The following is a 12,458-nucleotide window of genomic DNA, read 5'->3' on the forward strand; positions in this document are numbered from 1 at the left end:
TAGAAAAAAACTCCTCTTTCCGAAAAAAGAGAAGTTATACTCTGCTACCTGTCTGCCATAGTTCCTTCACCTTTTCAGAGAGAATCGGTGTATCGTCTACAATTATTTTGCTAATTGATGATTTTTGTAATGGTGTTTGTATTTGTTCAATTGGAAGAATGTTTCCAACGATAATTAAAACAAACAAAATAATATATACTTCTAAAAATCCGAGGATTGCCCCCGCAAACGCATTGACTTGCTTTAAAACCGGTATTTCTGCAAACATATTTAACAAATTACCAAGTAATGAAAGTGCAATTTTTGTAATAATAAACAATATGATAAACGCAAGCGCTTGATAAAATACTGTCTCAATATTATTTGCATCAATCCATTCTGGAACAGACACGTTTTTATCAAATGGATACGGAATAAATTTCGCAAGTGCTGGCGCTAAATCTTTACAGTACCAGTATGCAACAAGGTATGCGATAATAAAGCTTGTTAACTTTACAAGTTGCAGAATAAACCCTCTGCGTAAGCCGAGGAAAAATCCCATAACAAGCAGTAAAATGATAATAATATCAATCATGTTATTCCATTCCTTTTTTTGTCATACTTTCTTTCAATTTCTCATGTTCTTCTTTTAATTTTATGTAATCGTGTATGACGTTTACCGCCGTCAATACCGCTAGTCTACTCGTGTCAAGCGAAGGATTCTTGGCATTGAGTTCGCGCATTTTATCATCCACAATCGCTGCTACCATGCGGATATGACTTGTACTTTCATCGCCAACAACTGAATATTGTTGACCATAGATTTCTACATTAATTCGACTTTTCTTTCCCTTTTGTTGTGACAACTCACCGGCCTCCAATCACGTACAGAATCCTAAAGTTTATCATACCATGAACCATCATATTATGGAAACAGAAAGAACAATCCGATATGATAAAAATAACAATATAAAAAAAGGGGCGACCACTATGTCAAATTCTATCGTAATTCAAACAAATTCTACAGTAATTGAAGACATGAAACAACAATACAAACAGGCACTTAGCCCAAAAACCCCACAAGGCGGAATCTTCATGGCAAAGGTGCCGTCTTGCACCATTACAGCGTATAAATCTGGAAAAGTAATGTTCCAAGGTGGCCGTGCTGAAGCAGAAGCTTCTCGTTGGCAAACTGTCTCTCAAACACCGAAAACAGCTGTAAAAAAATCTGTCGATTCACACCGTTATGCACCCCCTGCTTCCATCGGTACAATGTCTATCGTAGGGTCAGATGAAGTTGGTACTGGTGATTTCTTCGGACCGATGACAGTAGTTGCTGTATATGTGGATGCGAAGCAAATTCCACTACTAAAAGAACTTGGTGTAAAAGACTCTAAAAACTTAAATGACGATCAAATTACCGCCATTGCAAAACAACTTCTACACGTTGTTCCTTATAGCTCTCTTGTCCTTCATAACGAAAAATATAACGAGCTATTTGATAAAGGAAACAACCAAGGTAAGTTAAAAGCTTTACTACACAATAAGGCTATTACAAACTTATTAGCTAAAATGGCACCTACAAAACCTGAAGGCGTCTTAATCGACCAATTCACACAACCTGATACATACTACAAATATTTAGCAAAACAAAAGCTGGTACAACGTGAAAATGTTTACTTCGCGACGAAAGGCGAAAGTGTCCATTTAGCAGTAGCCGCTGCCTCCATTTTAGCTCGTTACTCATTCGTGAAACAATTTGACGAACTAAGTAAAAAAGCTGGTATGCCCCTTCCAAAGGGTGCTGGTAAACAAGTTGATATCGCTGCCGCTAAATTAATTCAGAAACTTGGTGAAGAACGATTACCTGAATTTGTGAAAATGCATTTTGCTAATAGGGAGAAGGCGCTTCGCTTACTAAAATAGTATCGACAAAAACAGGAGCCTACAAACTCCTGTTTTTTGTTTCACTCTACTATTAACCTTTTATTTTTGTTACAATTAAAATATACAGATTATTCTAATATGGGAGGAGATTCCCATTGCTACTTCTACAAATGATTCTAAATATTTTACTAGGCGATCCACACGAAAGACAGTTTGAAATTAGAGAAAACATTCAGCTACTAAGTGAACAACGAGAGTTCAACGATTTAATAGAGCGTTATGGCCGATCTTTCTTATTAAACTTTCGGATTCGAAGATTTATCGGGAAACACGATGCCCGCTTGTTAATACATAATCCAGCAAAACTACAACACTTCTGTGAGGAACTTGAATGTATGATTAGAAGAAAAAGATTGTTTACATAAGGAGGGAATTCATATGAACGCTTTAAAAGTTATTATATGTTTTCGTACACCTCGTAGGCCCACTTTCTTACCTCACTATTTCTACCATTTGGGGAGCTTTTTTCACTTCTAAATCCACATTCGAAAATATATCTGATAATCTTGGTGTGATGGCCATCTATTACGTGCTCATGAGCTTACTGTAGTTTTTCTATTTAGATCGATTAAACAAAGATGTAAATAAAATTACAAAAGAGATTAATGATAATAAGGTGTAATACATATAAAAAAAGGAGAGCCGCCAAGACTCTCCTTTTTTATGTTAACTTCTTTTCTGCTTCTTATTTGATGAAGATACTTTATGAGAACCTGTTTCATGTGTCGTCGTTCCTTGTCCTTCTACTTCTGGAGAACCAAGGCTTGATCTTGAATGATCTTTTTTCACTTTTTTACTCATTTATATTCACCCCTTCGCGTTACTTTTTGCTACGAGGTAATAAACTATGCAAAGTCAACTCCCCCCACTGAGATAAAGCGTTTCAGTGAGGGCTTGAGTTAGAATGCTAGGTCTTTTCGTCTATCGCTAGACAGTTTGACGCTCTAGCATTCATGCCACCTTATGGTAACACCCCAAGTAAGTTTTTGGTTGGTACTGGCAACGAACTATTGTTTTCCCACTTGCACCACCCTTTCGAAAAAGAGCAATTCTTCCTTCCAGAAGAAGCCACCACTCAGATGAATCTGGCGTGTGCTACAAGCCCCGACAAGTCGAGTACACATGGATGGTTGACGCACCCACTAAGCTATGCGCGAAGCAACAGCCTTACGTTTTTGCACTTCTAATAGAACCGGCGTTTTCACTTTAAGATTTTCATCCAATTCTACAACTTTTGATTTTTCCAATGTATTCAATGCACCATTAATATCAGCATGGATACATGTTCCTGCTTTACTTTGGTACAGACCACGAGTGATTCGTTTGCCACTAAAGCGATACTGAGTCCTATCATCCTTAGACCAAACTGGAACCCTATCTTTATCCAGAAAACTAGCTTTTGAAGTATAGCTTTCTTCTTGTTTTAAAAATCGGATACCTTCTTTTACACATTTATTCTCAATCGCTGCCATCAGTTTATGAAATGGGATTTGAACAAATGTTTGATTATTCTTTTTTCCCATATCAGATTTTTGTTTCCAACCAGCGTTATACCCTACGACAATCGTATCTATGTTGCATGCTCTCACTTTTTTGAACAACAGGCCTACAGTTTGTGAAATGTAACCATGTATTTGTCGTTCTCGTTTATGCCAAAGTGCAGCCATTTGATTCGTTACAACACGTTTTGAAAGTCCATTTTCCCTATTTTTTAGTTGCAGATTACGTATCATTTTGTTGAAGTATTGGTTAATGGATTTTAGTTTTTTTCCATCAATTAAAAATGCATCACCTGTATTTGTTATGCAACTTACTAATCTGTCTACACCTAAATCGCAACTCAAAGCGTTACTAGTAGTCGTGGATGGTTTCTTCATTTGAGAAACGTGCATTTCATATGTATAATGCACCTCAAAGAACCGACCTTTTTGCTTCGGTACAATCTCAATGTAGGAGATTTTTTTATTTCTTAAGTTTTTTGGCATACGTATTTTAATGGAACCGAATTTTTTTCTGAATGCAACATTCATCGGAATCATCCAATACCCGTTATCATCAACTTTTGGAACTTGATAGATTTCAATAATTCGTTTGTCAGTGGAACGAGAATAATTCGGAAACTTAGGACGACCTGTGAAGGTTTCATTTTTTTTCTTCCACTGTTCCAATGCCTTAAAAAAGCTTTTTACTTCTGTAAATAAGGCTCTACGAATCGCTTGAACAGAGTTTGATTGCATGCCCCAGTAGTTTGTATCGGTTTGCATGGCAGTGTCCACTTCTTTTACAGTAGCCATCTTTTTATTATTCAAGTAACTTTGTTTAATCGTGTACAATCCAACATTTCGCAAAGCTTTTGAACTATGTGACATACGCTGAAGTAAGCGAAATTCTTTTGCAGTAAGGCACGCTCTTCCGATATTCTGTTTCTGAGTGAATCGTTGTATGCTTTCTCTTTTCTTTTGTTTTCGTAATACTTTCACTGCTTTCTTTCTAGCCATTGTTTTCACCACCTATCTTAGAGAGTTCATTAAAATTATTTTTGACAAATCAATATTTGGAACAAAATGCGAACATGTTCTTCATCTTAATTCCTTTTGGCTCAAGTAGCTGAATGATGATCATTATCCAATTTCGTTGTCTTACAATCTATTCCCTCCTTATCTACGCAGATTATATCGTAAGACAAAAAGAAACAAATATTCGCTATCGAAAAATTGTTATGAACGAAACAAAAGAGTTCAGCCTACCTTCTGACGGCAATTCATCTCCACCTGAATTGTTGGATTTCACCCGTAACACAAATCAGATGGAGTCTTCTTGCCGAAAAGGAAAAAAGCGAGAGGAAACCCTCTCGCTTTTTCATATCTTAAAACTCAGAAGAACCTGGAGTTCTTGGGAATGGAATTACGTCACGGATGTTAGCCATGCCAGTGATGTACATTAAGAAGCGCTCAAAACCTAGACCGAATCCAGCGTGTTTTGTACCGCCGTATTTTCTAAGTTCTAAGTACCACCAGTAGTCCTCTTCGTTCATACCTAATTCTTTAATTCTGTCTACTAAAACGTCCATTCTTTCTTCACGTTGGCTTCCGCCGATTAATTCGCCGATACCAGGAACTAGAAGGTCAGTAGCAGCTACTGTTTTTCCATCTTCATTCATACGCATGTAGAACGCTTTAATGTCTTTCGGATAGTCAGTTACGAATACAGGGCGTTTGAAGATTTCTTCTGATAAGTATCTTTCGTGCTCTGTTTGTAAGTCAATACCCCATTCTACTGGGTATTTGAAGTCAGCACCTGACTCTTGAAGCACTTTAATTGCTTCTGTATATGTGATACGACCGAAGTCCGAGTTGATTACGTTGTTCATGCGCTCTAGAACTGTTTTATCAACGAAGCTGTTGAAGAATTCCATTTCTTCTGGTGCATGCTCTAGTACGTATTTCATTGCATATTTCAGCATATCTTCTGTAAGATCCATTACATCACCTAATTCAGCGAATGCAATCTCCGGCTCAACCATCCAGAACTCAGCAGCGTGGCGAGTTGTGTTTGAGTTTTCTGCACGGAATGTAGGTCCGAATGTGTATACGTCACGGAATGCTAATGCATAAGCTTCAGCGTTCAGCTGTCCACTTACTGTTAAGTTTGTTTCTTTGCCGAAGAAGTCTTTTGATTCATCAACTTGTCCGTCTTCGCCTTTTGGTACGTTGTTTAAATCTTGCGTTGTTACGCGGAACATTTCGCCTGCACCTTCTGTATCACTACCAGTGATGATTGGTGTATGAACATGTACGAATCCACGCTCTTGGAAGAACTGGTGAATCGCAAATGCTGCGACAGAACGTACACGGAACGTTGCAGAGAATGCATTTGTTCTTGGACGTAAGTGAGCGATTGTACGTAAGTATTCAAACGTGTGACGTTTCTTTTGAAGTGGGTAATCAGAATCTGATAAGCCCTCGATATCAATTTTTTCTGCTTTAATTTCAAATGGTTGCTTCGCTCCAGGCGTTGCAATTACTGTACCTTCTACTTTAACTGAAGAGCTAAGTGGAAGTTTTGCAATTTCTTTGAAGTTTTCTAACTCTGTATCGAAAACGATTTGAACGCTTTTGAAGAAGCTACCGTCGTTTAATTCGATGAAACCAAATGCTTTTGAATCACGTAAGTTACGAATCCACCCTGATACTTGTACTGTTTGACCTGCGTATTTATCTGTATCTCTATACAGACTTTTTACTAATGTGTTTTCCATAGTGAAATTCTCCTTTGCACATATATTTAAATACAAAAAAACCTTTCATCCATAAAGGGACGAAAGGTTAAACTTCGCGGTACCACCCAATTTGTCATAAAGACCAACTTTAACTCGTATGTAATACATACTTCCCGGTTTGTAACAGGCCGGATTCCCGTCTAAGTCTACTCTTGAATACAAGATTCAATTTCGGTTAGCAACTCCAAGGTGTTCTTCACATATACCGCCTCATCAGGCTCTCACCGTCCCTGACTCGCTTTGGATTATAGTATATACTACTTTTCCTTATCATCGTCTTTCATTTTGTTAAACTAAAATTAATGTACTACATTCGAGAGAAAGATGCAAGATACCAAAAAATATATCAGCGATTTTTGTAATATATCGATTTTCCGACAATCGTGCCATAAAAAAAATTGCCGGACTTAATCCGGCAATTTCTCATTACTTACGTAACTCCGCACCAAACTTCTCTTCTACCGTTGTTAATACACGGTTATGTGCTTCTGTTACTTCTTCGTCTGTTAACGTACGTTCTGCATCGAAGTATGTCATAGAGAATGCAAGTGATTTCTTGCCTTCTTCCATTTTTTCACCTTCGTATAAGTCAAATAGCGTTACGTCTTTCAGAAGTTCTCCGCCAGCTTCAGCAATAACTTGCTTCATTTCACCAGCTTTTGTTTCTTTCGTTACGACAACAGCCATATCACGTGTCATAGATGGGAAACGTGGAATTGCTGTGTAGTAAGTTTCTTCTGCGTCTGCACCAAATACTTTTACAAGAGATAATTCGAATACGAATGTATTTTTCACATCTAATTGTTTTTCTACTTCTGGGTGCAATTGACCGATGAAACCAATTACTTCGCCATCTAATACGATGTCAGCTGTACGACCTGGGTGCATACCTTCACGTTTTGCTGGTGCATAAGTGATTTGGTTTACAACGCCAAGTACGTCGAATAATCCTTCTAGTACACCTTTCACAACGAAGAAGTCTACTACTTTTTTCTCACCTTGCCATGCATGGTGAAGAGCAAGTCCTGTCATAACACCAGCAAGATGTTGTTCTTCTTTCGGAAGTTCTCCTTCTTCTGTCGGTAAGAAGACAGAACCTACTTCGTATAAAGCAACACTATCGTTTTTACGTGCCACATTATATGAAACAGCTTCTAGTAATTGCGGTACTAAGCTTAAACGAAGTTGGCTACGCTCTTCACTCATCGGAAGTGCAAGGTTTACAGGAGCTTTTTCATTTGGCTCGACCATATATTGCTTCGCTTTATCAGCGCTTGTTAATGAATATGTGATCGCTTCATATAAACCAGCACCCTCTAGGAAGCGACGTACTTTACGACGTTTCGTTTGTGCTGATGTTAATTTACCACGAGTCATTGTTCCAGAAGGTAATGTAACTGGAATGTGGTCATAACCGTATAGACGACCCACTTCTTCTACTAAGTCTTCTGAAATTGTAATATCAGGACGACGTGCTGGTACATTCACATGGAATGTTCCTTCTACTTCTGTGAATGGGAATTTCAAGTTTGTGAACATTGTACCCATTTCACTTGCAGAAATATTTGTACCTAATACACGGTTTACTTTTTCAGCAGTAACAGATACTGTACGCTCTTGTACTTGTAAGTTGTCAGCTTCTACTACACCTTCAAGTGCTTCTCCGCCAGCGTATTTCGCCATTAAAGCAGCTGCGTGTTGAATTGCTTCAAATGTACGTGTTGGATCGATTCCTTTTTCAAAACGTGCGCTTGATTCACTGCGAAGACCTAAGTCTTTTGATGTACGGCGCACTGTTTGACCTGCAAAGTATGCAGATTCAATTAAAACGTTTACTGTCTCATTTGTAACTTCAGAATCCGCTCCGCCCATTACACCAGCAACAGCTAAAGCTTTTGTTCCGTTTGTAATTACAAGGTGGTGGCTTTGTAACGTACGCTCTTGATCATCTAACGTTTCAATTTTTTCGCCTTCTTTTGCAAGACGAACAACGATTTCTTTTGAACCTAATTTATCGTAATCGAATGCATGTAACGGTTGACCGTATTCCATTAAAATGTAGTTTGTAATATCAACTACATTGCTAATTGGACGAATGCCAGCTGCCATAAGGCGCGTTTGCATCCACATTGGTGATGGACCAATCTTTACGTTTTTCACCATTTTTGCAATATATAATGGGTTTTCTTCTTTCGCTTCTACACTTACAGAAATGTAATCAGAAGTTTTTTCTGCTGTTTCTTGTAAGCTGATAGCTGGAAGTTTTACTTCACGGCCGTAAATAGCAGCTACTTCATATGCAACACCTAACATATTTAAACAATCTGCACGGTTTGGTGTTAAACCAAGCTCAAGTACTTCATCGTGTAAGTTTAAAATTTCAAGTGCATCTGCACCAACTTCAGCGTCACTCGGGAAGATGAAGATACCGTCTGCATATTCTTTTGAAACTAACTTTCCATCAATGCCAAGCTCTTGAAGCGCACAAACCATACCGTGAGAAGCTTCACCACGTAGTTTTGCCTTTTTAATTTTGAAGTTGCCAGGAAGTACAGCACCAACTTTTGCAACTGGTACTTTTAAACCTTTTGCAATGTTAGCAGCTCCACAAATAATTTGAACTGGCTCTTCTTCACCGATATCGATTAAGCATTTGCTTAACTTATCAGCTTCTGGGTGTTTTTCACATTCTAATACGTGACCTACTACAACACCTTTTACACCTTTATTTAATACTTCAACGCCTTCTACTTCAATACCACTTTTCGTGATTTTGTCTGCTAGTTCTTGTGCTGTTACATCTTTAATATCTACATACTCTTGTAACCAACGATATGATACGAACATACTTATCCTCTCCTTCCCTTACGCTCGTTTGAATTGTTGTAAGAAACGTACATCATTTGTATAGAAATGACGAATGTCATCTACGCCGTATTTCAACATTGCGATACGCTCTGCGCCCATACCGAATGCGAAACCTTGATATTCTTTTGAATCATAACCAGCCATTTCAAGTACGTTCGGATGAACCATACCTGCGCCTAAAATTTCGATCCAGCCAGTTCCTTTACAAGTGCCGCAACCTTTGCCGTGACACATCATACAAGAAATATCCATCTCTACAGATGGCTCTGTGAATGGGAAGAAACTTGGACGAAGACGGATTTCACGATCTTCACCGAACATCTTTTTCACGAATACTTGCAGTGTACCTTTTAAGTCACTCATGCGAATGTTTTTATCAATTACAAGACCTTCAATTTGCATGAACTGGTGTGAATGCGTCGCATCATCGTCATCGCGGCGATACACTTTACCAGGACAAATAATTTTAATTGGGCCTTTTTCTTTATTATTTTCCATCGTACGTGCTTGCACAGAAGATGTATGTGTACGTAGTAACGTTTCTTCTGTAATGTAGAATGTATCTTGCATATCACGCGCTGGGTGATCTTTCGGTAAGTTTAATGCTTCGAAGTTGTAGTAGTCTTTTTCTACTTCTGTTCCTTCAGCTACTTCATAACCCATACCGATGAATACATCTTCAATTTGTTCAACAACAGCTGTTAACGGATGGTGACAACCTGTTTCAACAGGACGACCTGGTAGTGTAACATCAATTGTTTCCGTAGCTAATTTCGCTTCAATTACTGCTTTTTCTAAGTTACCAATTTTGTCGTCTAGACGCGTTTGAATCGCTTCACGTACTTCATTTACTAATGCTCCCATACGTGGACGCTCTTCTGCTGATAATTTTCCCATGCCGCGTAATACTTCTGTAATTGGACCTTTTTTTCCTAAATACGCTACGCGTACGTCGTTTAAGCCCTTTAGCTCTTTCGCTTCTTCAATAAGCTCTAACGCTTTTTGCTTTAGCTCTTTTAAACGTGCTTCCATTTGGAACCCTCCTAATTTTAAAAATAAAAAAACCTCGCTCCCAAAAAGGGACGAGGTAAATTCGCGGTACCACCCTAAATTGACAGACCAGGTCTGCCCACTCATTAGTTATAACGATCAATTCTGACCGGAACGCCTTTACATATATATGGTCCTGGCGTCAACTCCAGAGGTGAATTCACTTCCGTCTACCATAAGAATGCTTTCAGTCTAAGGCACTCTCTCCCTATATGGCGATTTTGTAAGTTACTCTTCTCTATCAACGTTTTTCGTTATTTAACTTTTAATATAATATACTTCAACTTATTATAAGAAGTTTTTTATTTGTTCGCAACTGGGCTTTGTAAATAATACGTTAAAATCCCTGCTGCAACCGCAACATTTAATGATTCTGCCCCGCCGTAAATCGGAATATACAAGTTTTGATCCGTTTTTGCAAGAATTTCTTGGCTTACGCCGCTTCCTTCATTTCCTACAATTAATGCAAAACCACCAGCTGGTGTTACTTCACCATACGGAACTCCATTTTCAAGAGCTGTTCCATATACAGGAACGTTATTTTCTCTTAACTTGTCTACCCACTCTTCTAAGTTCCCTTTTACAACTGGTAAATGGAAAATAGAACCTTGTGTAGAGCGAAGCACTTTACTATTATATGCATCAACGCATCCTTCTCCAAGCACAACAGCATGAATACCAGCTGCATCAGCTGTACGAATAATTGTCCCTAAGTTGCCCGGGTCTTGAAGACCATCTAATAAAAGAAACTTTCCATCTGCAAGAGCTACTTCACTCTCGTGTTTCTCACAAACAGCAAATACCCCTTGCGTCGTTTCTGTTTCACGGAGTACTTTTACGATTGCTTCAGGTACGATATACATTTCCACATCATTAACTGTCCACTCTTTCGGAAGATCTGTCTGATCAGAAACGATAAGTTCTGTTACAACTCCTGCTTTTAAAGCTTCTTCCACTAAGTGGAATCCTTCTACAAAAAATAAACCTTTTTTATCGCGCTCTTTTTTCGTCTGCAGCTTTTTCCACTGCTTCACACGCGGATTTTGCACTGAATCAATGTTTTTCATAATATATATTTCCCTCTCTTCTTGTCTTATCATTATAGCCTATTTTTCATACATATTTACATAAAAAAGAACAAAAACTAACGTCAGTTTCAATTCTGAAGAAGAGGTGAAAATCATGAGTTTTAATTTACGCGGCGCTGTATTAGCGAATGTAACTGGGAATTCACAAGACCAATTACAAGAAACGATTGTCGATGCAATTCAAAGCGGTGAAGAAAAAATGCTTCCAGGTCTTGGCGTTTTATTCGAAGTCATTTGGAAAAATGCTGATGAAAATGAAAAACACGAAATGTTAGAAACACTGGAGCAAGGATTAAAAAAATAAACAATAAAAGGTCACCTTAGAAAAAAAACTAAGGTGACCTTTTATGTCTATAAAATTTTTCTTCTCCTAAACATTTCTACTTTACTAACGCTACACAGATGGAGTACAATATTCAAAATACATTTAAACCGATCGATTTTCTTTATAGACACCATTAGATAAAAGGAGTGAATGTTTTATGCAACGTATTACGCTCGAACAAGTTTTTAAACATCACATTACACAAAAATATGTAAACCGTTCTGGAATGGTCCACGCGATTGCTGTCGCTTACCATGCGTTTCACTTAGCGAAAAAGCATCATGCCTCAGTCGATGCTGCAACAAAAGCTGGTTTCCTTCATGATATCGGACATCACACATGGTACAGCGAAGGAGAATGGGATTATGACTTGTATAAAAAGAATGATATACATGCGATTAAAGGAGCAGAAAGAGCTCATAAATTGCTTATTAGATTAGGAGAACATCCGAAACTAGCAAAAGAAATTTCTATCGCGATTCTTCTTCATACAGATTCTTTCTTAGTACAGCAAGAAATTGAAAGAACATCTCTTCAAAACATTATTAAATGGGCAGACGAAGCAGATGAAGAACCGGGCGGAGCGCACCATTATAGAACGATTTCTTATGAAAAAGCATTAAAAGCTATTCAACAGTTAGACCGATTGGTAGAACGTGAATTGCAAATAGAGCAATCAAAATCGAATAACAAGGCAGAACATAGTTATCAATGAGAAAGAGGCATCACTATAGGGTGATACCTCTTTTATTATTTCATGGAAAATATACCTTTACCCCGCATTAACGGGCAGTAAGACCCCCACCTCAAAATTCAGCGGAAGTAAAGAAATTAGGTAGGGGAATCAACTGCCCGTAAAAGCCCGATTGGTTCAACTAATAATCAGTGTGGGATGAACCTCCCCACTGATTAAAGTTTCACT

12 protein-coding genes, 1 pseudogene and 2 other annotated features are annotated in these 12,458 nt (G+C 38.1%); of the genes and pseudogenes, 5 read left to right on the forward strand and 8 right to left on the reverse strand.

Translation table 11 applies throughout. The features are described 5' to 3' along the window. Nucleotides 1-34: 34 nt before the first annotated feature. Together ACLBWW_RS04285 and zapA are read right to left on the reverse strand one after the other, a co-directional pair. The gene (locus ACLBWW_RS04285; RefSeq protein ID WP_000565411.1) at nucleotides 35-574 is read right to left on the reverse strand and encodes a CvpA family protein; all 540 of its coding nucleotides are present in this window, start codon (nucleotides 572-574) and stop codon (nucleotides 35-37) included. Nucleotide 575: 1 nt separating this feature from the next. Next, nucleotides 576-845, reverse strand: a complete 270-nt coding sequence (gene zapA, locus ACLBWW_RS04290; RefSeq protein ID WP_000082701.1) for a cell division protein ZapA — start codon at nucleotides 843-845, stop codon at nucleotides 576-578. Nucleotides 846-969: 124 nt separating this feature from the next. On the opposite strand from zapA, the gene rnhC reads away from it, so the two are divergent. From rnhC to ACLBWW_RS04305, 3 genes and pseudogenes are all read left to right on the forward strand, one after another. Beyond that, on the forward strand, nucleotides 970-1,905 hold the full coding sequence (gene rnhC, locus ACLBWW_RS04295; protein ID WP_098977624.1) for a ribonuclease HIII: 936 nt from the start codon (nucleotides 970-972) through the stop codon (nucleotides 1,903-1,905). Nucleotides 1,906-2,021: 116 nt separating this feature from the next. Then, on the forward strand, nucleotides 2,022-2,291 hold the full coding sequence (locus tag ACLBWW_RS04300) for a hypothetical protein (RefSeq protein ID WP_000925541.1): 270 nt from the start codon (nucleotides 2,022-2,024) through the stop codon (nucleotides 2,289-2,291). A gap of 26 nt (nucleotides 2,292-2,317) precedes the next feature. Continuing rightward, nucleotides 2,318-2,548 (forward strand): annotated as a pseudogene (locus ACLBWW_RS04305) (hypothetical protein); the annotation flags it as partial. A gap of 44 nt (nucleotides 2,549-2,592) precedes the next feature. On the opposite strand, the gene ACLBWW_RS04310 reads toward ACLBWW_RS04305, so the two are convergent. From ACLBWW_RS04310 to ACLBWW_RS04335, 6 genes are all read right to left on the reverse strand, one after another. Next, nucleotides 2,593-2,727 carry a YuzL family protein gene (locus ACLBWW_RS04310; protein WP_000039594.1) on the reverse strand — a complete coding sequence of 45 codons (135 nt, stop codon included), beginning with the start codon at nucleotides 2,725-2,727 and terminating at the stop codon, nucleotides 2,593-2,595. Between the two features lie 341 nt (nucleotides 2,728-3,068). After that, complete coding sequence (locus ACLBWW_RS04315; RefSeq protein ID WP_098221214.1) at nucleotides 3,069-4,424, reverse strand: RNA-guided endonuclease TnpB family protein; 1,356 nt, start codon at nucleotides 4,422-4,424, stop codon at nucleotides 3,069-3,071. Nucleotides 4,425-4,792: 368 nt separating this feature from the next. Further along, entirely contained in the window at nucleotides 4,793-6,184 is a 1,392-nt protein-coding gene (gene asnS / locus ACLBWW_RS04320) for an asparagine--tRNA ligase (protein ID WP_000432172.1), read from the reverse strand. A gap of 52 nt (nucleotides 6,185-6,236) precedes the next feature. Then, nucleotides 6,237-6,488 (reverse strand) — a binding site (T-box leader). A 143-nt stretch (nucleotides 6,489-6,631) separates the two neighbouring features. Then, a complete protein-coding gene (gene pheT, locus ACLBWW_RS04325) occupies nucleotides 6,632-9,052 on the reverse strand; it encodes a phenylalanine--tRNA ligase subunit beta (RefSeq protein WP_048544328.1) in 2,421 nt (806 codons plus the stop codon). Nucleotides 9,053-9,070: 18 nt separating this feature from the next. Continuing rightward, entirely contained in the window at nucleotides 9,071-10,105 is a 1,035-nt protein-coding gene (gene pheS, locus ACLBWW_RS04330; RefSeq protein WP_000388217.1) for a phenylalanine--tRNA ligase subunit alpha, read from the reverse strand. Nucleotides 10,106-10,148: 43 nt separating this feature from the next. Then, nucleotides 10,149-10,377, reverse strand: a binding site (T-box leader). Nucleotides 10,378-10,425: 48 nt separating this feature from the next. After that, nucleotides 10,426-11,223, reverse strand: coding sequence for a TrmH family RNA methyltransferase (locus ACLBWW_RS04335; protein WP_447613913.1), 798 nt, complete (start codon nucleotides 11,221-11,223; stop codon nucleotides 10,426-10,428). Nucleotides 11,224-11,305: 82 nt separating this feature from the next. On the opposite strand from ACLBWW_RS04335, the gene sspI reads away from it, so the two are divergent. Together sspI and ACLBWW_RS04345 are read left to right on the forward strand one after the other, a co-directional pair. Continuing rightward, nucleotides 11,306-11,515: a small acid-soluble spore protein SspI gene (gene sspI / locus ACLBWW_RS04340; RefSeq protein ID WP_000009515.1), complete on the forward strand. Its 210-nt coding sequence runs from the start codon at nucleotides 11,306-11,308 to the stop codon at nucleotides 11,513-11,515. A 178-nt stretch (nucleotides 11,516-11,693) separates the two neighbouring features. Next, entirely contained in the window at nucleotides 11,694-12,251 is a 558-nt protein-coding gene (locus ACLBWW_RS04345; protein ID WP_001189002.1) for an HD domain-containing protein, read from the forward strand. Nucleotides 12,252-12,458: the final 207 nt, after the last annotated feature.

Source organism: Bacillus sp. M5A3_1b (genome assembly GCF_053345335.1).

Bases quoted from the DNA above. Each gene is read 5' to 3' on its own strand.
- ACLBWW_RS04285 (WP_000565411.1), bottom strand. From the start codon at position 574: ATGATTGATATTATTATCATTTTACTGCTTGTTATGGGATTTTTCCTC.
- rnhC (WP_098977624.1), top strand. From the start codon at position 970: ATGTCAAATTCTATCGTAATTCAAACAAATTCTACAGTAATTGAAGAC.
- ACLBWW_RS04310 (WP_000039594.1), bottom strand. From the start codon at position 2,727: ATGAGTAAAAAAGTGAAAAAAGATCATTCAAGATCAAGCCTTGGTTCT.
- ACLBWW_RS04315 (WP_098221214.1), bottom strand. From the start codon at position 4,424: ATGGCTAGAAAGAAAGCAGTGAAAGTATTACGAAAACAAAAGAAAAGA.
- asnS (WP_000432172.1), bottom strand. From the start codon at position 6,184: ATGGAAAACACATTAGTAAAAAGTCTGTATAGAGATACAGATAAATAC.
- pheT (WP_048544328.1), bottom strand. From the start codon at position 9,052: ATGTTCGTATCATATCGTTGGTTACAAGAGTATGTAGATATTAAAGAT.
- pheS (WP_000388217.1), bottom strand. From the start codon at position 10,105: ATGGAAGCACGTTTAAAAGAGCTAAAGCAAAAAGCGTTAGAGCTTATT.
- ACLBWW_RS04335 (WP_447613913.1), bottom strand. From the start codon at position 11,223: ATGATAAGACAAGAAGAGAGGGAAATATATATTATGAAAAACATTGAT.
- sspI (WP_000009515.1), top strand. From the start codon at position 11,306: ATGAGTTTTAATTTACGCGGCGCTGTATTAGCGAATGTAACTGGGAAT.
- ACLBWW_RS04345 (WP_001189002.1), top strand. From the start codon at position 11,694: ATGCAACGTATTACGCTCGAACAAGTTTTTAAACATCACATTACACAA.